The organism is Amycolatopsis nigrescens CSC17Ta-90 (assembly GCF_000384315.1).
GTDB lineage: Bacteria > Actinomycetota > Actinomycetes > Mycobacteriales > Pseudonocardiaceae > Amycolatopsis > Amycolatopsis nigrescens.
In genome coordinates this window covers 7,915,492-7,934,731 of the sequence record NZ_ARVW01000001.1, presented here as the reverse complement: position 1 = coordinate 7,934,731, position 19,240 = coordinate 7,915,492, and the positions used below count along the sequence as shown (strand labels likewise).

At 72.1% G+C, this 19,240-nt stretch carries 13 protein-coding genes; 5 read left to right on the top strand and 8 right to left on the bottom strand.

The genetic code is table 11. From position 1 onward, the window contains the following. Window positions 1-90: 90 nt before the first annotated feature. The 4 genes from AMYNI_RS0137485 to AMYNI_RS0137470 form a co-directional block, all read right to left on the bottom strand. Complete coding sequence (locus AMYNI_RS0137485; protein WP_020673260.1) at window positions 91-2,943, bottom strand: AAA family ATPase; 2,853 nt, start codon at window positions 2,941-2,943, stop codon at window positions 91-93. Then, complete coding sequence (locus AMYNI_RS46340; RefSeq protein ID WP_020673259.1) at window positions 2,885-5,476, bottom strand: helix-turn-helix transcriptional regulator; 2,592 nt, start codon at window positions 5,474-5,476, stop codon at window positions 2,885-2,887. Before AMYNI_RS46340 ends, AMYNI_RS0137485 begins: the two co-directional genes overlap by 59 nt. A gap of 408 nt (window positions 5,477-5,884) precedes the next feature. After that, entirely contained in the window at window positions 5,885-8,725 is a 2,841-nt protein-coding gene (locus tag AMYNI_RS0137475; RefSeq protein WP_020673258.1) for an ATP-binding protein, read from the bottom strand. A 107-nt stretch (window positions 8,726-8,832) separates the two neighbouring features. Next, a complete protein-coding gene (locus AMYNI_RS0137470) occupies window positions 8,833-9,594 on the bottom strand; it encodes a DeoR/GlpR family DNA-binding transcription regulator (protein WP_026361415.1) in 762 nt (253 codons plus the stop codon). Window positions 9,595-9,815: 221 nt separating this feature from the next. Between AMYNI_RS0137470 and AMYNI_RS0137465 the strand changes: the two genes are divergently transcribed. Next, complete coding sequence (locus AMYNI_RS0137465; RefSeq protein ID WP_020673256.1) at window positions 9,816-10,190, top strand: YybH family protein; 375 nt, start codon at window positions 9,816-9,818, stop codon at window positions 10,188-10,190. 5 nt (window positions 10,191-10,195) lie between these two features. Here the strand turns inward: AMYNI_RS0137465 and AMYNI_RS0137460 are convergent, their stop codons facing one another. After that, the gene (locus AMYNI_RS0137460) at window positions 10,196-10,606 is read right to left on the bottom strand and encodes a MarR family winged helix-turn-helix transcriptional regulator (protein WP_020673255.1); all 411 of its coding nucleotides are present in this window, start codon (window positions 10,604-10,606) and stop codon (window positions 10,196-10,198) included. Between the two features lie 50 nt (window positions 10,607-10,656). Here AMYNI_RS0137460 and AMYNI_RS0137455 point away from each other — a divergent pair, with 50 nt between their 5' ends. After that, window positions 10,657-11,061, top strand: a complete 405-nt coding sequence (locus AMYNI_RS0137455; protein WP_026361414.1) for an SRPBCC family protein — start codon at window positions 10,657-10,659, stop codon at window positions 11,059-11,061. A 7-nt stretch (window positions 11,062-11,068) separates the two neighbouring features. Here the strand turns inward: AMYNI_RS0137455 and AMYNI_RS47600 are convergent, their stop codons facing one another. Then, the gene (locus tag AMYNI_RS47600; protein WP_020673253.1) at window positions 11,069-11,506 is read right to left on the bottom strand and encodes a hypothetical protein; all 438 of its coding nucleotides are present in this window, start codon (window positions 11,504-11,506) and stop codon (window positions 11,069-11,071) included. A gap of 229 nt (window positions 11,507-11,735) precedes the next feature. Here AMYNI_RS47600 and AMYNI_RS0137445 point away from each other — a divergent pair, with 229 nt between their 5' ends. Together AMYNI_RS0137445 and AMYNI_RS0137440 are read left to right on the top strand one after the other, a co-directional pair. Continuing rightward, window positions 11,736-13,943, top strand: a complete 2,208-nt coding sequence (locus AMYNI_RS0137445; RefSeq protein ID WP_020673252.1) for a glycoside hydrolase family 3 C-terminal domain-containing protein — start codon at window positions 11,736-11,738, stop codon at window positions 13,941-13,943. Between the two features lie 26 nt (window positions 13,944-13,969). Further along, window positions 13,970-14,740 carry an SDR family NAD(P)-dependent oxidoreductase gene (locus AMYNI_RS0137440; protein WP_020673251.1) on the top strand — a complete coding sequence of 257 codons (771 nt, stop codon included), beginning with the start codon at window positions 13,970-13,972 and terminating at the stop codon, window positions 14,738-14,740. 49 nt (window positions 14,741-14,789) lie between these two features. Here AMYNI_RS0137440 and AMYNI_RS50640 read toward each other — a convergent pair whose 3' ends face one another. Together AMYNI_RS50640 and AMYNI_RS50635 are read right to left on the bottom strand one after the other, a co-directional pair. Next, a complete protein-coding gene (locus AMYNI_RS50640) occupies window positions 14,790-15,344 on the bottom strand; it encodes a hypothetical protein (RefSeq protein ID WP_157357643.1) in 555 nt (184 codons plus the stop codon). A 165-nt stretch (window positions 15,345-15,509) separates the two neighbouring features. Further along, window positions 15,510-16,043, bottom strand: a complete 534-nt coding sequence (locus AMYNI_RS50635) for a calcium-binding protein (protein ID WP_026361413.1) — start codon at window positions 16,041-16,043, stop codon at window positions 15,510-15,512. A 183-nt stretch (window positions 16,044-16,226) separates the two neighbouring features. Between AMYNI_RS50635 and AMYNI_RS0137425 the strand changes: the two genes are divergently transcribed. Beyond that, on the top strand, window positions 16,227-19,238 hold the full coding sequence (locus AMYNI_RS0137425) for an AfsR/SARP family transcriptional regulator (RefSeq protein ID WP_020673248.1): 3,012 nt from the start codon (window positions 16,227-16,229) through the stop codon (window positions 19,236-19,238). Window positions 19,239-19,240 lie beyond the last annotated feature (2 nt).

Here is a 19,240-nt window from a genome sequence, read left to right as displayed (position 1 = left end):
CCCGCATGCCACAAAGGCAGACACGATCCAACATCAGCTGTCCGGCAGGCGAGGACGAGATGAACCAGGAAGCGGCGAAACGCGCACAGCTCAGCCGGTGTAGGCGCGCAGTGCATTCTCCAGATCCGCCCTGCCGTCGATGTTCAGCTTCCGGTAGGAGCTCGTGAGGTGCTTCTCGGCCGCGCGCCTGCTCACCCCGAGCTCGTCGGCGATCTCCTGGTTGGTACGCCCGTCCGCGGCAAGCCTGGCCACCTGCGCCTCGGTCCTGGTCAGCGCCGGCTGCTCGGACGACTGGCCGGACGAGCCCACCGCACCGGCCGAATCGGTGGCCTCCTCGGCAGGCCAGGCCGCGGCGCCATGGCCGACCAGCCGCTGCCCCTCCCGCCGCAACCTGGCCGCCTCCCGCCGGTCGGTGCCCTCCACCCTGGCGCCGAGGCCGATCAGCGACTGGCCGAGCTCCAACTGGTTCGGCGAGCGCCGCAGCACCCGTACCGACTCCCGAAACAGTTCGGTGGACTGCTCCCCGCCGGTGACCGTTCCGCGCACCCGCAGCGAGCGGCCGAGTGCGGTCGGCGCGCCCCACGCCTTCGCCACCTCGTACTCCTCCTCGGCCAGCCTTCTCGCTTCACCGGTATTGCCGAGCTGGTGCTGCACCATCGCCGCGGACGTGCGCCACGAGTAGACCCCGGAGTTCGACCAGCCGGCCTGCTCCATCCGGCGTCCGCAGTCCAGGAACTGCGCGAGTGCCAGGTCGAGTTCACCGCGCCGGGCAGCCAGCGAGCCGCGCAGCAGCCGCTGCACCGCGAACAGGCCGAGGCCGCCCGTCCCGGGACGCAGGGCGAGCACGCGGTCGGCCAGCTCGGCGTCCCCGAGCTGCCCCGCCACCACACCGACCACGATCGTGGGCAGCACCTGCGAGTCCGGTGTCGCACCGGCGAGATCGAACGCGCGCACCGCGCTGTTCCGCGCCTCCGCCGGTCTGCCGAGGCCCAGCAGCAGCACCGCGCGCCCGGCCTCGATCAACGCCTCGGTGTCCGGATCGCGACGGCGGCGCGCGTGCTCCCATGCGATTTCCAGCCAGGACCCCAGTCCGTCCAGCGAATCCGCGGCGACCAGGGTGAACGGCAGGAACTGCAGCACCGAGCGGACCCGGAGCGAGCTGGCGGGCTCCTGTTCGAGGATCGCCCCGCCCAGCGCGGCGACCCGGTCCGCGGACATCCGGCCGGTGACCGTCGCGGCCTGCAGCAGCACCACCGCCAACTCGCGTTCGGCCGCGCTGGCCGCGGACGGCCAGCCCTCCGCCAGCGCGGCCAACCGGGCGACCGCCGCGGCCTGCCTGACCGGGTCCTCGATCCCGGCATAGCGCAGCCGCGCCTCCAGGCTCAGGATGAACTCCCGTTCCGGACCGGCCGGCCGCTCGTACGGGTCGCCCAGTTCCCCGGCGACCGCGCGGACCAGGTCCACGATCGCGGGCGCGGAGGAGGCCACGGCCAGCGGCAGCCTGGCCAGCACCGCCGCCCGCGCCAGCACCGTGGGCAGCAACGGGACGGCCTGGGTGATGTGCCGGATCGCCGAGCGCTGGTCGAAGCCGAGCTCGACCGCGGCGAGCTCGGTGAGCAGCTTCGCCCTCGGCGCGCCAGCGGGATCGGTGTCCATCAACGCGCGACGGAGATACCGGGCCGCGGTCTCCGGGGCAGCGCGCAGCCTGGCCGCGTCCGCGGCAACCCGCAGCTGGTCGATCGCCCACCGCTCGAGCCGCGAGTTGACCAGAAGCAGTTGCGCGGCAACGTCTTCGGGCTCGTACCCGTACCCGTGCAGCAGGGTCGCCGCGCGCTGATGCAGCGACTCGCTCTCCGCGGCGCTCATCGAGTCCTCGACCACCGACACCAGATCCTGGTCGGTCAGGCCGATCCGTTGCGGCTCGACGGAGAGCCAGCCGTCTTCGAGCACCTGCCGTGCCTGGCCGTGGCCGGCCGGATCGAGCCCGGACAGCCGTTCCGCCACCCGTGGGTGCGCCCGCTCGCCGAGCACCACCACGGCCTTGGCCAGGTCCGCCGCCGCCGGGTTGCCGCCCAGCACCGAAGCCAGCCTTTCCCGGCGGTCGGCCTCACCCAGCGAGCGGATCTCCGGCACCGAGGCGGCGACCGGCGCCAGCCGGGTCGATTCCGCCCGCCGAAGCAAGGAGGTCAGGTCGCGCGGGTTGCCCGCGGTCACCTCGTGGCAGGCCAGCGCGAACTCGTCTTCGACCCCTTCGCCGAACCGTTCGTGCACCAGCGTCCTGCTCGCCGCGAGGGAAAGCCGTCTGCTGCGCAGCTCGTGCGCGGCACCGCCGGTGAACTCACGGGCGAGCTGGGTGCGGCTGCGCACCGCGCCATCGGTGAACACGGCACCGATCAGCACCCGCATCCCGTTCAGCCGGGTGACCAGGTACGCGAGGCAGCGCAAGGACGCGTCGTCGGCCCATTGCAGGTCGTCCACCAGTAGCGCCACCATCCTGGCCGCACTGCGTCCGGCCAGCAGGGCGTGCAGCCCGTGCAACAGCTCTCTCGGCACCGCGCTGCCGGTGCCGCCGGCATCCGAGAGCAAGGGCGCCAACAGGTCCGGCTGTACCCCCTGCTCCCCCGGCGCCCACGGCCCGAACAGCAGGGGCTCCAGCAACCGGCTCAGCACGCCGAAGCGGAACCCGCGCTCGCTCAACGCCCCGCTCGCCAGCAGCACCTCCGCACCACCGGTCCTGGCCACCTCGCCCAGCTCACGTAACAGCACCGACCGGCCGGTCCCCCGCGGCCCGCTGATCAGCACCAGCGCGCCGGCGCCCGCCTCGACGTCGCGGACCACTCCGTCCAGTTGCGCCAGTTCGAACTCCCGCTCCAGCAGTACCATCTCATCCCTGCCAGCCCTGCGAAGCCAGACCGGCAGGCAGTTCCGCGCGTCCTTCGACACCGAGCTTCCGGTAGACCTTGGTCAGCCGCAGTTCCACGGTCCGCACTGCCACCGACAGCCGGTCGGCGATGTCGCGATTGGACAGTCCCCGGACGGCGAGCGCGGCGACCTGCTGCTCCGGCTCGGACAGCGTGCCCGAGCGCTCGGGCAGCACGTCGTCCGGATCGAGCTCCACCCCGGCTTCGGCGAGCGCGGCCAGCACCGGCTGGTGCAGGCCGGCGAAAACCCCGGGCACATCCCACCGCCGCGCCAGCTCCAGCTCGGCACCGGCCATCCGGCGGGCCGCGGCCAGGTCGCCGAGCCGTGCGTGCGCCACCGCGGCCTTGATCCGCCACGGCTGCACCGCCGGGTTGAGCCACCGCTTGGCCCGCAGGATCCGCCCGCACTCCTGGAACAACCGCAGCGCGGCGGCGGCATCGCCGGTGGCCAGCCGCAGCTCTCCCTTGGCGTAGAGCAGAAATCCCCACGCGATGCCGCGCTCGGCCCCGAGCGGCAGTTCGGCGTCGGCGACCTCCTCCGCCAGCTCGATCCGGCCCCGGTGCAGGTTCAGCAAGATCTCGATCATCAGGTAGCGGGGCAGCATCGCGGGATGCCAGCTGGACAGCGGCAGTTCCGCGGCGGCCGCGGCCAGATCGGCCGCGGCCTCGTCCCAGCGACCGGCGCGCATGATCACCGCGGCCCGGTGCACCAGGGTCTGCGCCGCGGCGGCCCGCGCACCGCGGCGCCTCGCGTCGAAGATGACCGCGTCCCGCCCGGCGATGCCCTCGGCCACGTCGCCGGTGAAGATCAGCGCGCCGCTGGCCGCGATCCGCGGCCCCAACGGCGCGTCGTCGTCGCGGACGGCGAGCGCGACCCGCGCGAACCGGCGGGCCCGGTCCGGCCGCGTGCCCTCGAGCACCAGTGACCAGGCCAGCGCTCCCGCCTGCGCGGGACCGGCGGGCTCGGCGGGCAGCGGTGGCAACGGCGACAGCGGGATGTCCGGCTCGGTCGCGCATTCCTCATCGGCCAGCCAGCCGAGCGCGCTCAGCGTGGCGGTTTCCTCGCTTGCGTCCTCGTTGGCACAGACTTCGGCGATGGCCAGCCGCGCGGCGTCGGTGTCACCGCGGCACACCAGCAGGTCCGCGGCACGGACCAGCAGCCGCGGCGTACCGGCACCTGGTTCGGCCAGCACCTGGCGCAACCGGCTGTCGCTGGCCGCCGGGGCGTGCCCGACCTCGACCGCCGCCAGGTCGACGCGCAGCCGTTGCTGTTCGGTGGAGGTCACCGGTTCCGCCAGCGCGCGGCGGACCAGTGCGGCGGCCCGCTCATACCGCTGCGCATCGGCATGCCGCCCGGCCGCTTCGGTGAGCACGCGCACCGCCCAGTCCTCGCCCACCGGCGGCGTTTCCAGCAGCAGTTCGGCCAGCGCGCTGGAGCCGACTCCGCCAAGATGGCCCAGTTCCGCCGCCCGCGTGCACAGCCGTTCGCGTTCGGCGGCGTCCAGCTCGGCCCGCACCCCGGCGGCCACCGCGGCGCCGGCGCACCGGGGCGACTCGCCGCCCTCGGCGAGGTCGAGCCGCACCAGCAGATCCATCGCGGCGTCCGCGGCCGGACGCGGCAGCCCGGCCACCGCCCGAACCAGGTCGAAGTCGAACTCGGGGCCGCACAAGGTGAGCACCCGCAACAGCTCGACCGCCTCCGGTGGCAGCCCGCGCAGGATCCGGCCGGTCCTGGCCACCACCGCCTGTTCCGCGCGGCGCAACAACTCGGGCACCTCGTCGGCGCCGAACGGCAGCCCGGCGGCGGCGAACCGGCCGAGCGCCGCACGCAGCACGGCCGGGTTGCCGCCGGTGGCCCGTACCGCGGCGGCGGCGAACTCGGGGGCGACCGCGCCCGGCCCTTCCGCGTCGAGCAGCGCCGAAACCTCCTCGGCACCGAGCGGGCCGAGGCGCAGCTCGCGGGGCGCCACCGGGTAGGCCTCGTCCAGCAGGCCCCAGCCGGGCGCCTCGCGCATCGGGCCGGGCAGCGCGCCGTCGCGGACCGCGCGGATCAGCAGCACGGGCAGATGGTCCGCGCGCCGCGCCATGGCCTGCAGCCAACGGTGCGACCAGGGATCCGCCCACTGGCCGTCGTCCACCGCCAGCAGCAGCGGGGCGTCCCGCACGATCGCGGAGAATGCCTCGTACGGCAACGAAATCGAGGACTCCGGGTCGGCGCAATCCTCGCCGGGCTGCTCGCACATCGCCAGGCTGAGCACGGGCAGCTGCTCCGGCGGGCCCAGCACGGCCACCAGCTGGGAGACCGTGCTGAACGGGATCTCCGTTTCGAGCGGCGAACAGCGGACCAGCCCGGTGGCCACCCCGGCTCGCCGGGCCAGCGCGACGGCCGCCCGCAGCAGCGTGCTGCGGCCGGCGCCGGCAGCGCCGGTCACGGTCAGCAAGCCGGAACGGCCCTTCTTCAGCTCCTCCACCATGAAACCAAGCAGGCACAGCTCCGCGTCCCGGCCGACCAGGAATGAGCCGGGGCCATCACCTTCGAACGGTCTGGCCTGCACCGGGCCGCCCGGACGCGTTCTATCGGAGACATCCACGGTGCCCGCCGCTAACCCGGATACCCGAAACAAAGATGAACGAAATTCAGACCTGATCCACCCCGCAAGATCGCCGGCAATATTTCGCTCTCCGTTACTCCATCCGCCGCGCATACTGGCAGACCGAGCGTCGAACGTGCCATGAAACTCTTGCCTGACAAGGGTTTTCGCAGCACAGGAGGCTGATGAGGCACCAAACCTCCCGTCGCACGAAATGGTGAAGCACAGGAACGATGTCGGCACCGAGCGTATCAATGACGCCGCTCGGGCGCATTCGACCGAGCGTTCAGGTGAAAGATTGACAACCCGGTACCTGGCCGGAAGCCAACAAGAAGCCCACCGGTAACCAACAATTCACAGACCCGTCGCCGGTCAGGAGGCGTTCTCGCCCAACGAGCCGGCCAACTCCGCCCGGCCCTTCACGCCGAGCTTGCGGTAGGCGCTGGTCAGGTGCAGTTCCACGGTGCGCACGGTGAGGAAGAGCGACTCGGCGATCTCCCGGTTGGTCGCGCCCGCCGCCGCCCTGGCCGCCACGCGCCGCTCGCTGCCGGTCAGCGCGTCCGACGGCGAACTGGTGCCCCTGCGCATCCGGCCGCCCGCCGCACCAAGGGCGGCAAGGGAAAGATCGACCTGCCGGCGGTCCCGGCTGAGCACGGCGAGATCGATCGACCGGCGCAACCGGTCCCGCGCGGCCTCCGCGTCGCCGGCCCGCAGCAAGGCACAGCCGAGGTAGTACTCCACCCTCGCCTGTTCCAGTTTGGCCGGGGACGCGGCCAGCGTCTCGGCCCCCTCGGTCAGCAGCGCCACCCCCGCCTTGCCGCCGGTGAGCATCCCGCGCGCGGTCCGCGCCATGCCGACCGCCCTGGCCGTGCCCCACCGCTCGGCCGGTTCCGTATTGGCATCGGCGATCTCCCAGCCCTCTTCGAACCTGCCCAGCTCGGCCAGCAGGCAGGCCGCGTCGAACCACCACGGGGCCAGCACCGGGCAGGCGATCCCGCCTTCCCGCAGGCTCTCGCCACACCGCCGGAACTGCCGCAGCGCGCCTTCGGGGTCGCCCAGCGCCAGCCTCGCCTTGGCTCGTGCCATCAGGAACCAGTGGTACTCCAGGCTGAACTGGTCGAAGCGGGGGCGGACGATGCCGTCCAAGATCTCCTCGGCGCGGACGGCCTCGCCCTGGTGCACCAGCACGGTGGCCAGCGCGGTCTGCGGCATGGTGGCATGGCCGGCCCACCGCTCCTGGGTGACCACGTCGTAGGAGGACTGCGCGTCCGACAGCGCCTCGCCGAGGTTGCCGGTCCACAGCCAGGCCATCGACCGCGTGCTCGCGGTCAGCCAGTACGTCCACGCCTCCCCTCGTTCCTGCGCGTGCGCGATCAGCTGGTTCAGCGCGGTCAGCGCCGGCTCGTTCTGGTCCGCGAGGTAGAGCGGAAGGGTCGCGCCGAGCAGCGCCCAGCCGCCGACCGAGACGTCCCCGATGCGCAGCACGTGCAGGGCCTGTTCGGCGACCAACGCGGCCGGCTTTGCCTCCAGCGCGCCGAGTGCGGCCAGCATGGCCAGCATCTGGCGCTCCTCCGCGGTATCCCCTGGCGGCGGGGTCCGGTCGCGGAAGCGCGCGCCCACCTTGCCGACGGTGGACTTCTCGTCCATGCCGACCGTCACCAGGGTGGCCTCGGCCAGCATGCGCAGCGCCCGGTCGACCTCGCTCGGCCGGTCGCCGAGCTCCTCGTTCAGCTCGTCGATGGTGGTGCCGAGGAGTTCGTAGGCACGCAGGCAGTTCTGCGCGGTGAGCGAGGTGAGCCCGTACTGCACAGCGATCTCCACCCTGGTGCGGGGATCGCGCACGACGTCGAGCGCCCGTTCCAGATGGCGCAGCGCCGCCCCGGGGTCGACCTGGGCCAGCACGCGAGCGACCCGCACCAGCACCTTCGGATCGTCCCGGTCGACTTCGAGCACCTTCGCCAGATATCTGGCGGCCACCGCGGGCGCGCCCCGGCTTTCCGCGCTCACCGCCGCGTCGCGCAGTACATCGGTCATCCACGGCTGCGGCGGGCCGGGCAGCAGGAGCAGCTGCACGGACACCTCCTCGGCCGTCCGGCCCGCGTCGTTGAGCAGGGTGGCGGCCCGTTCCCGCAACGCGGCCAGCTCGGCGGGCGGGATCTCGTCCAGCACCGCCTGGCGGATCAGGTCGTGCCCGAAGCCGAGCCCGTTCCCGGCGAGCAGGTCGTTGGTGCGCAGGGCACGCACCGCGGACTCGGTCGCCCACAGATGGGTGCGGGCCAGCGCCGCCACCGTGTCGATCTGCTCGCCGCCGAGCACCGCGATCGCGCGCGCCACCGCGTGCGCCTCCCCCGGCAGCCTGCCCAGCACGGACTTCGCCACCGTGGTGCGGCCGAGTTCGTCCAGCACCTCCAGGTTCCGCCGCTCCGGCGCGGTCCCGGTCCGGCGCAGCGTGCCCACCACCTGCTCCAGCAGGAACGGGTTCCCGCCGGTCACCTCGCCGCATTTCTCGGCGAACAGCCGGTCCGGCACCGCGGCCAGCGCCAAGCCGAGCAGCTCGCCGACCGCGTCCACGGTGAGCGGCGGCAGGTCGATGGTGCGGCAGTTGGGCAGGCCGGCGATCTCCTCCAGCGCCGCGGCAGCGGGCAGTTCGCTTCCGGTGCGCTGGGTCAGCAGGATCAGCAGCGGCAGGTTCTCCGCGCGCCGCAACAGGAATCCCAGCCAGCGCAGGGAGGCCTCGTCGCACCACTGGACGTCGTCAACGGCCAGCACGACCAGCCCTTCGGCGGTAAGGCCGGCGGTCAGCCAGTGCAGGCCGTGCATCACCGAGTAGGTGCTGGCGGTGGCGGGCTCGGCGAGCCGGCCGGGCACCAGCGCGGGCAGGGCGAGCCGGGCGCTGCCGCTGAGCAGTCCGGCGGCGGATTCGCCGTTCTCGGTGAGGTGCAGCGGGTCGAACAGCGAACGCACCGCACCGTAGGCGGTGGCGCCGTCTTCCGGGCAGCGCGCCGAAAGCGTGACGGCCGCGACGGCGTCCAGCTCGTCCAGTGCGGTGGCGACCAGCTTGGTCTTGCCGATCCCGGCCGGGCCGCGGAGCAGCACCGCCTGTCCGGCGCCCGCCGCCGCGGCACGCGCGAAATCGACCACTGTGGACAGTTCCGGATCCCGTCCGGCCAGGTCAGCGGAAGCTCCGGCCGCCAAATCGCGGCGAAGGTTCATTCCCGGCTCCTCTCAGCTCACGCACCCCTGGCCACGGGTCCGGTGACGCGATCGTACGGGCTCCGGCCCGCCCGCCGCCGCGAGCTGTTCGGGACCGCTCAAGCGGTTCAGGCGGTGACCACCTGCGTGCCGGCGCGGCGGATCTCCTCCGCCACCTGGCTGTCCACGCCCTCGTCGGTGATCAACGTGTCCACCTCGGCGAGCTCGCCGAACCTGGCGAAGTGGTCGTTGCCGACCTTGGTGTGGTCGGCGAGCACGATGGTGCGCCGGGCCGCCGCGATCGCCGCCCGCTTCACCATCGCCTCCGCGGTGTCCGGCGTGGTGAGGCCGCGTTCCAGGGAAAGCCCGTTGGTCGCCATGAAGGCGACGTCCACGTAGATGTCGTTGAGCGCGTGCAGCGCCCAGCTGTCCACCGCGGCCAGGGTGCGCCCGCGCAGCCTGCCGCCGACCAGCATCAGCGTGATGTTGCCGCGGCCGCCCAGCGCAAAGGCGGTGGTCAGCGAGTGGGTGACCACGGTCAGCTCGCGGTCCACCGGCAGGATCTGCGCCAGCCTGGCCACCGTGGTGCCGGCGTCGAGCAGGATCGCGCCCTCCTCCGGCACCAGTTCCAGCGCGGCCTTGGCGATCCGGGTCTTCTCCGCGATCATCACCGACTCGCGCGCCGACACACCGGGTTCGAAACCCATGCGCTCCATCGGAATCGCACCGCCGTGCACCCGGCGCAGCTCACCGCGCCGCTCCAGCGCGGTCAGGTCGCGGCGCACCGTTTCGGTGGTGATCTCGAACTGGGAGGCGAGCACCGCGACGTCGACTCGGCCGTTCTTCCGTGCCTGCTCCAGGATCGTCCAATGCCGTTCCTCGGCGTACACGAACACCTCCCGACGGTGGGTCCCTCGGCGAACGTTACCGGTCGGATCTGCACTTCACAATGATTCGGTGTTGTTTTGTGCGTGCTAATGTGGGTTCACGTTGGACAGGTTCGACACCCAGCGCCACCTCCCCCTGACTATCCACAGTGGACTCAAAGCTCGGCGCCCCGGCACGGGCCCGGCTTTTCGGTGCAGACTGGAATCCTACGAGAGGAGCTTTGATGACCACCACCCGCGAGCAGGCAGCCGAACCGGAGGATCTGACCCGGCTGTTCGTCGAGCGAGTCAACGCAGGTGACGTCGAAGGAATGGTGGCGCTGTACGAGCCGGACGCGATGATCGCCTTCCCGCCCGGGGCGCGCACGATCGGCCACGACGCGATGCGCGAGGTGTTCACCCAGCTGGTCGCCCGCCCCGGCCGGATCGAACCGCAGCCCCTGCTGCCGACCGTGCGCAACGGCGACCTCGCCATCACCTCGACCCGCCCGCCGGACAACACCGCCGGCTGGGTTCAGGTGGTACGACGTCAGCCGGACGGCTCCTGGCTGCGCGTCCTCGACACCCCGGAAGCGCCGTTCGGCCCGGCGCAGCCGTAGACGCCTTACTCCCTGGCGAGCCGGGACAGCGTGCCGAGCAGGGCACGCTTCTCGGCCGCGGTCAGCTCGCCCAGCAGCTGGTCTTCCATCGCGCGGATGTCGGCCTGGACAGCGGCGTGGCGGGCCTCGCCGGCCTCGGTCAGGCGGACGGTGTGCGCCCGTCGGTCGGCGGGGTCCGGCTCGCGGACGATCAGCCCGTCCTCCTCCAGCCCGTCGAGCAGCGCGATCAGCCGCGTCTTGTCGTAGCCGATCGCGCCGGCGAGGGCCTGCTGCGTGGCCGCCGGCTGCTGAGCGAGCCGGGAAAGCGCGCTGTAGGCCCACATCGAGAGCCCGTGCCTGCTCAGCAGCGGTCGCTCCGCGTCGATCAGCCGGCGCGTGATGCGCGCGAGCAGCGCGCCGAGATCCTCACGTTCCATGCCCGGATCGTAGAGTGACAAACTCGTACGCATCAGCGTACGATCTACATATGCCTACTAAATCAAGCTCACGCGCCGAAACGCGGACGACCTCGATCGACGCCCCGCCGGAGGCCGTCCTCGACCTCGTGGCCGACCCGCACAACCTGCCCCGCTGGGCTCCCGGGGTAGCCCGTGCCGTCCGTCCCGACGGTGACGACTGGCTCGTCGACAACGGCGAAGGGGAAACGCGCATCACCGTGCGCGTCTCCCGCGAGCACGGCACGGTCGACCTGCTCGCCGCCGCGGACCCGCGCCTCGGCGCGTTCACCCGGGTGCTGCCCAACGGCGACGGCAGCGAGTACCAGTTCACGCTCTTCTTCCCCGGCGACGTGCCCGAAGACGCGGTCGCCCGGCAGATGGCGATCGTCCAGGACGAGCTGCGCACCGTGCGCACGCTCTGCGAACCGGCCTAACGCCGCGTCAGCAGCGTTCCGGGACGCCCTGCGACAACGGATCGGGCGTGTCGAGCAGCACGCAGAGGTGCCGTTCGTCCTCGGTCAGGCAGTGCCCGGTGCGGAGGTCGCGGTAGACCAGTTCGCCATCGGCCTCGAACTCGACGATGATGCCGGCTTCCTGCAGCCGTTCCTCGTCGAGGCCGTCGATCTCGAACCACGCGGACGGCCCTACCCGGTACACCGGCGTGGTTTCGACCGGCATCTGGGCGTGCACCGCGTTCAGCACGTCGACGACCAGGTGCTGCAACCGCCGCGGGAGCCGCTCGAGGACCGCCCTCGGCAGCACCACGTACTGGCCGTCCGGGCTGATCCCCGGCCGGAATTGGCTGGTGAGGTAGTTGCCGACCGGCGCCGATGGTGCCGGCTGGCAGCCTGGGGCGGAGCGAGGTGCGGGGACGGTCATTCGTGCTCTCCTTCTCGGATCAGCATTCCGAACGGGCCTGTCCTCCGCACCGGCGCAAGCCTCACGGTTAAGGATCACCCGGCGGCACCCACTCGGGGCAACGCCGCTCGGGCCGGCTGCCTTCGAACTGCCTCCGGTACCGGCCGGACCGGGCTCGTCTTCAACCGGCGACACGCTCTCCGGCGGGTGAGAATCCTGAGGCGATCTCCATCCAGGAAGGAACAGCCACATGCCGGACCTTGCCGACCTCACCCTCGAGCAGAAGGCGTCGCTGCTGTCCGGGCGGGACTTCTGGAGCACCAAGCCGCTGGAGACGGCCGGCGTCCCCTCGATCGTGCTCACCGACGGCCCGCACGGCCTGCGCCGCCAAGCCGGCGCGGACGACCACCTCGGCATCCACGACAGCCTGCCCGCCACCTGCTTCCCGCCCGCGGCGGCCGTCGGTTCGAGCTGGGACGCCGAGGTCGCGGCCAGTGCCGGCGCCGCGATCGGCCGCGAAGCACGTGCCCTCGGGGTCGACGTGGTGCTCGGGCCCGGCGTGAACATCAAGCGGTCGCCGTTGTGCGGGCGCAACTTCGAGTACTACTCGGAAGACCCGCTGCTGTCCGGGGTGCTCGGCGCCGCGCACGTGCGGGCCATGCAGGCTGAAGGCGTTGGCGCGTCGGTGAAGCACTTCGCCGCGAACAACCAGGAGACCGACCGGATGCGGGTCAGCGCCGACGTGGACGAGCGCACGCTGCGGGAGATCTACCTGCCGGCCTTCGAACGAGTGGTCACGGAGGCGGACCCGGCGACGGTCATGTGCTCCTACAACCGCGTGAACGGGGTGAAGGCCGCGCAGCACCACCGGCTGCTCACCGAAGTCCTGCGCGACGAATGGGGCTTCCGTGGTGCGGTGGTGTCGGACTGGGGCGCGGTCGGTGACCGGGTGGCCGCGCTGGTCGCCGGGCTCGACCTCGAGATGCCCGGCAGCGGCGGGCGCACCGACGAAGAGATCGTGCACGCCGTCCGCCGGGGCGAACTGGACGAAGCGGTGGTGGACCGGTCGGTCCGCCGCGTGCTCGCACTCACCGGACTGGCCGCGGCACCGGCCGGGGAGATCCAGGCGGCCGCGCACCACTCGCTGGCCAGGGAACTCGCCGCGGACTGCGCGGTACTGCTGCGCAACGAACACGCCACCCTGCCGCTGCGGACGGACGCGCGGATCGCCGTGATCGGCGAGTTCGCCGCGAGTCCTCGGTATCAGGGCGGCGGCAGCTCACACATCAATCCGACCAAAGTGGACACCGCGCTGGACGCGATCCGGGCCATCGGCACATCCGTGACCTACGCGCCCGGGTTCACCCTGGACGGATCCGGCCATGAGCGGCGACTCGCGGAGGACGCGGCCGCTGTCGCCACGAAGGCCGATATCGCCGTCGTATTCGCCGGACTGAGCGAAAAGGACGAGTCCGAAGGCTTCGACCGGACGGCCATCGCGCTGCCCGCGGATCAGGTGCGGGCCATCCGCGCGGTCGCGGCCGCCAGCGAGCGCACGGTCGTCGTGCTCTCCCACGGCGGCGTGCTCTCCCTGGAAGGCTGGCACGACGAGGTGGACGCGATCCTCGACGGCTGGCTGCTCGGCCAGGCCGGCGGTGGCGCGCTCGCGGATCTGCTCTTCGGCGTGACCTGCCCGTCGGGCCGGCTGGCCGAAAGCATCCCGCTGCGCCTGCAGGACAATCCCAGCTACCTCAACTTCCCCGGTGAGCAGGGACACGTCCGCTACGGCGAGGGCGTCATGGTGGGTTACCGCTACTACGAAACCTGCGAGGTGCCCGTCCGCTACCCGTTCGGCCACGGGCTGAGCTATACCGGCTTCCGCACCGACGACCTGTCCGTCGCGCCCACCGGCGACGACACCGCCACCGTCTCGCTGACCGTGACCAACACCGGGCAACGAGCCGGTAAGCACGTGGTGCAGGTCTACGTCGCCACCACCGCGGGGCCGGTCCGGCGTCCGGCCCGTGAGCTTCGGGCGTTCACCAAGGTCACCGTCCAACCAGGAGAGTCGCGCGAGGTCGAGCTGGCACTCGGCCGCCGCGCTTTCGGCTACTACGACGTCGAGCTCTCCCGCTGGGTGGTTGCTCCTGGCGACTACACAGTCCAAATAGGACACAGCGCGGCGGAGATCGCCGCCGAACGGACCGTGACACTGACCGGGGACACCATCACCTGGGTCCTTTCCCTCGACTCCACGGTCGAAGAGTGGTTCACCCACCCCGTCGCCGGGCCCGCCATCACCCAGCACCTCGCCGACGGCACTGATGGCACTGCAGGCGAAGACCTGCTGCGGATGGCAGGCTCGATGCCCCTGCGGCAGTTCCTGAACTTCGGCGGCCTCGCCATCCCACCCGGAACACTGGCCCGGCTGATCGAGCTCGGCAGGACTGCGGTATGACGGACCGGACGAACCAAGGAGCGCAGATGGACCGATTCACCGGCCGCCGGGTGCTGGTCACCGGCGGGGCTTCGGGCATCGGCAGGGCCACCGTCCTGCGCCTGCTCGCCGAGGGCGCCACCGTGGTCACCGCCGACGTGGCCGCCGATGGCCTCGAAGAGACCGCCGAACTCGCCGGCCGGGCCGGCACCGGCGAACGGCTGACGACCGGTGAACTCGACATCGCCGACGAGCAGGCGGTCGGTGCGGTCGTCGGCGACGCCATCGACCGGCTGGGCGGCCTGGACGTGCTGGTCAACGCGGCCGGCATGCTCCGCGGCGGGCACACGCACGAGTTCTCGCTGGAACTGTGGAACCGCATCCTCGCGGTCAACGCGACCGGCACCTTCCTGGTCACCCGGGCCGCCCTGCCCGCGCTGCTCGACAGCGGCCACGGCGTGATCGTGAACTTCAGCTCCACTTCGGCCAGCTTCGCGCACCCGTTCCTGGCGGCCTACTCGGCCAGCAAGGGCGCGGTCGAAGCGTTCACCCACGCCATCGCGCTGGAGTACTCGCGCCAGGGCCTGCGCGCGGTGTCGGTCAAGCCGGGCAGCGTCTCCAGCGGCATCACCAACCACTTCACCGAGTTCGTGCCGCAGGACGTCGACTGGTCGCTGTTCACGAAGCTGCTGCCCGCCATCGGTGAGGGCTTCGCCGAACCGGAGACCGTGGCCGGGGTGGTGGCCATGCTCGCATCGGAGGACGGCAAGTTCATCACGGGCACCGAAATCCGCATCGACGGCGGTACCCACGCGTGAGTTCCGCGGACCGGGTGCCGAAACACCCGGCCCGTGGAAACCCCCAGGGTCAAAGCTCGCAGTTGATCTCGATCTCGGCGTCGCACCGGTCGATCCCGGGGCCGCCGTCGGCGGTGTCCATACCGGGGCCGCCGACCAGGGTGTCGTTCCCACCGACGCCCGGCACGTCCGGCTCCCCGAACTGGCCGCGGTCACCGGCGAGGTAGTCGTTGCCGTCCCCGCCCATGATCGTGTCGTTGCCGTTGCCGCCGTTCACCCCGAACGAACCGCGGGACACCTGCTGCAGGTCGCTGTTGCCGAAGGTGTCTCCCCCGTTGCCGAGGCAGGCGACGGCGCTGGGGTCGGCCAGGTTGGTGAGCACCAGGTCGGCGCCGCCCAGCGCGGCCACGGCGGCGCCCGGCTGCAGCCACAGGATGTCGCCCCCCTGGGTCCCCAGCCAGGACGCGAGGAAGGGCACGCCGTTGCGCGGGTCGACGCAGGTCGTGGACTGGGCATCGGCGGCGGGCGACTCAGCCGCGACGGCGGGTGCGGCGGCCACGGCGCCGGCCAGCGCCAGCGCACCGGCCAGCGCGGCGATCGAACGGTTGGCGGAGAAACGGGTCATCATGCACTCCCTTGCGATGAGCCGAAATACCTTACCGCCAGAGAATGACGCGGTCGCCTGAAAATAAATTGGACGACAACTGAATGGGAGCGCGCCGCGATTGCCGCGGACGGCAAAAAGACGACCCGGAAGAATGGGTCGTCTTTTTGGTCCGCTCGCGTCCGCTCAGCCGAACGGCAGCTCGCAGTCGATCTTGACCTCACCGTCGCAGCGGTCGATGCCCGGTCCGCCGTTGACGGTGTCCCGGCCCGGCCCGCCCACCAGGGTGTCGTTGCCCTCGTCACCGGTCAGCACGTCGTTCCCGGTGCCGCCGGTGAGGTTGTCGGTTCCCGCCCCGCCGCGAACCCCGAAGGCTCCCTGCGAATACTGCGCGGGATCGCTGTTTCCCAAGGTATCCGCGCCGTCCCCGAGGCAGGCCACCGCGCGGCTGCCGACCAGGTCGGTGATCGCCATGTCGTCGCCCGAATCGGCGTAGAGCACGGCGCCGGCCTGTGCCCATAGATAGTCGTCGCTGGTCGTGCCGTACCAGGACGGCAGGAACGGCACACCGGTGATCGGGTCCACGCAGACCGGGCTCGCGGCCGTCTCCGGTACCGCCGCGGCAGGGTCCGCCGCGGCGGCTCGGGCCGCGGTGGCGCCGGCGAGCACGAGCAGCCCGGCGGCCATCGCGGCCAGCCGTGCCCGTGAAGATCGAATCATTCTCCCTCTCCTTCTAATGGCGGTGCCGGGGCGTCTGAACAGCGCAGCGGCCGGTTTTTTCTTGCCACTCCGCTGACCCCCGGATACCTTCGGCGAACAGAGTGCGCAAAGCGACTGGCCGAAAACTGGATGGGGACTGGACACAGGCGCCGGGCAATCCGAGCGGGCGGTCGGAGGTGGCGAGTGCGGGTCCAGGTTCTCGGCCCGGTGCGGGCGTGGCACAGCACGGAAGAGGTGGCGCTGGGCCCGACCGGTCAGCGAGCGGTGCTGGGCCTGCTCGCGCTGAGCTGCGGCAGGCCGCTGTCCCGCGGCGACCTCGTCGACGCGCTGTGGGGCGACCGCCCGCCGTCCACCGCGGTCAACGTCATCCAGACCAGGGTGAAGCACCTGCGCCGGCTGCTCGAACCAGGCCGGAGACCGCATACCAAAAGTGCTGTCCTGCCTCAGCTCGGCGACGGGTACGCGTTGCGGGTCGCCGCCGGGGAACTCGATCTCGTCGGCTTCCGCGATCTCGTCGACCGGGCGAACGGGGCCCGCCATGCCGGTGACCTCGCCGGCGCAGCGGACCTGCTCAGCACCGCGCTCCGGATGTGGGAAGGCCGCCCGCTGGCCGATGTGCCCTTCCTCGCCACGCATCCGAAAGTGGTCGCACTGGCGGAGGAACGGTTCACCGCCGTGGCGAGGTATGGCGAGCTGATGATCGCCACCGGCGCCGCCGCCGAAGCACTGCCCGTGCTCGAAGAAGCCGCCGTCGACCATCCCCTCGACGAGGCCGCGCAGGCCAGGCTGATCCGGGCCTACCAGGCCGCCGGGCGCCGCGCGCAGGCGTTCAGCACCTACCAGGAGGCTCGGCGCCGGCTCGTCGACGAACTCGGCGTGGATCCCGGCCCGGAATTGAACTCGGCGCACTCGACCCTGCTGCGCAACAGCGGCGGCCCCGCCGTGGTCACCATCCCCGACCGGGTCAGGACGCCACCCGCTCAGCTTCCCGCGGACGTGCCCGGTTTCACCAGCAGGGCCGGCGAGTTGTCCACTTTGGACCGGCTACTGGCCGAGGGCGCGCCGGGGACGGTGGTCGCCACCATCTCCGGTACCGCCGGGGTTGGCAAGACCGCGCTGGCGATCCGGTGGGGTCACCGGGTTCGCGACCGCTTCCCGGACGGTCAGCTGTACGTCAACCTCCGCGGCTACGACCCGGACCAGCCGATGTCCCCCGGCGAGGCGCTCGTCAGCTTCCTCGGCGCGCTCGGCGTTCCCGACCACGAGATCCCGCTGGAGCTGGAGGACCGCGCCTCGCGCTTCCGGACGGAGATCTCCGGCCGCCGGATGCTGGTGCTGCTGGACAACGCGGGCTCGGTCGAGCAGGTGCGCCCGCTGCTTCCCGGCACGCCGCACTGCGCGGTCGTGGTGACCAGCCGCGACAGCCTCGCCGGCCTGGTCGCGCTGCACGGTGCGCACCGGATCGACCTGGACCTGCTCCCGATGGAGGACGCGGTGGCCCTGCTGGGCACGCTGATCGACACCAGGGTGGCGACCGAGCCCAAGGCCGCCGAGCTGCTGGCGGAACGCTGCGTGCGGCTGCCACTGGCGCTGCGGGTCGCCGCCGAGCTGGCCATCTCGCGGCCAGCCGCCCGCCTGTCCGAGCTGGCCGGGGAACTGGCCGATCGAGGGCGGCGGCTGGAACTGCTGGACGCCGGCGGGGACCAGCGGGCCGCGGTGCGCGCGGTGTTCTCCTGGTCCTACCAGCACCTGCCGCCCGACGCCGCGCGCGCCTTCCGCCTGTTCGGCCTGCATCCCGGCGCCGACCTGGATCCCTTCGCCGCCGCCGCGCTGCTGCGCGGCACGCTCGACGAAGCCGTCCGGCTGCTCGGCATCCTGCGCCGCGCCCACCTGAGCCAGGCCACCTCGCCGGGCCGGCACGGCATGCACGACCTGCTGCGCGCCTACGCGATCCAGCTCGCGCAGGCCGAGGAACCCGAGGCCGACCGCCGGGCGGCACTGACCCGGCTCCTGGACCACTACCTCGGCACCGCGACGGCCGCGATAGACCTGCTGCATCCGGCCGAGCTCGAACACCGGCCCGAGGCCGGGGAACCCGAAACGCCCCGCCCGCCCCTGCCCGGCCCCGCCGAAGCGCATGCCTGGCTCGACGCCGAGCTGCCGACGCTCACCATCGTCTGCGGCTACGCGGCCGACCACGGCTGGCCGGGCCACACCAGCCGGCTCGCCGCCACCCTGTTCCACTACCTCGACGGCGGCAGCTACCCGAACGCGCTGCTCATCCACGGGCACGCGCTGCGGGCCGCCCGCGACCGGACCGAACGGGCGCAGGCACTGAGCCATCTCGGCACCGTCTTCTGGCGCCTCGGCCGCTACCCTGCCGCGGCCACCCATCTCCGGCAGGCCCTCGCGCTGTTCCGGGAACTCGGTGACCGGGTCGGCGAAGCGCACGCGCTGTCCAACATCGGCATCATCGACGAGCGGCTCGGCAACTACCAGCCCGCCGCGGAGAACCAGCAGCGGGCGCTGGCGCTCTACAGCAAGACCGGCGACCGGGTCGGGGCCGCGCGGGCGTTGTCCAACCTCGGCATCATCGAGGAACGGCAGGGCCATTACCTTTCCGCCGCCGAACGCCTGCAGCAGGGCCGCACGCTCTGCCGGGACACCGGCTACCGGGCCGGTGAGGCGTACACCCTGCTCAACCTCGGCTACGTGTCCATGCGGCTCGGCCACCACCTTTCCGCGGCAGGCCATTTCCAGCAGGCGCTGACTCTCTTCCAGGAACTCGGCGAGCGACGCGGAGAGGCTTACGCACTGACCAACCTCGGCGACGTCGACGAACGGCAAGGCCACTACCCCGCCGCCATCGAGCACCACGTGCGGGCGCTGGAACTGTTCCGCGAACTGGGCGAGCGGCGCGGCGAAGCGCACGCGCTCAACGGCCTCGGCGAAGCCCTCTACGGCACCGGGCAGGCCGTGGACGCCCGCGCCCAGCACGCCGCCGCGCTGAAGGTCGCCATCGGCACCGGCGACTCCGACGACCAGGCTGGCGCGCACACCGGGCTCGCCAAGGGGTACCGGGCCACCGGAGATCTCGGGCGGGCCCGCTACCACTGGGAACGCGCGCTGGCGCTCTACACCAAGCTGGACGATCCGGAGGCCGGCAACATCCGCGCGCACCTCCGCTCCCTGTGACC

Coding starts and splice junctions, on each gene's coding strand:
- AMYNI_RS0137475 (WP_020673258.1), bottom strand. CDS start 8,725: ATGAACCTTCGCCGCGATTTGGCGGCCGGAGCTTCCGCTGACCTGGCC.
- AMYNI_RS0137465 (WP_020673256.1), top strand. CDS start 9,816: ATGACCACCACCCGCGAGCAGGCAGCCGAACCGGAGGATCTGACCCGG.
- AMYNI_RS0137460 (WP_020673255.1), bottom strand. CDS start 10,606: ATGGAACGTGAGGATCTCGGCGCGCTGCTCGCGCGCATCACGCGCCGG.
- AMYNI_RS0137455 (WP_026361414.1), top strand. CDS start 10,657: ATGCCTACTAAATCAAGCTCACGCGCCGAAACGCGGACGACCTCGATC.
- AMYNI_RS47600 (WP_020673253.1), bottom strand. CDS start 11,506: ATGACCGTCCCCGCACCTCGCTCCGCCCCAGGCTGCCAGCCGGCACCA.
- AMYNI_RS0137445 (WP_020673252.1), top strand. CDS start 11,736: ATGCCGGACCTTGCCGACCTCACCCTCGAGCAGAAGGCGTCGCTGCTG.
- AMYNI_RS0137440 (WP_020673251.1), top strand. CDS start 13,970: ATGGACCGATTCACCGGCCGCCGGGTGCTGGTCACCGGCGGGGCTTCG.
- AMYNI_RS50640 (WP_157357643.1), bottom strand. CDS start 15,344: ATGACCCGTTTCTCCGCCAACCGTTCGATCGCCGCGCTGGCCGGTGCG.
- AMYNI_RS50635 (WP_026361413.1), bottom strand. CDS start 16,043: ATGATTCGATCTTCACGGGCACGGCTGGCCGCGATGGCCGCCGGGCTG.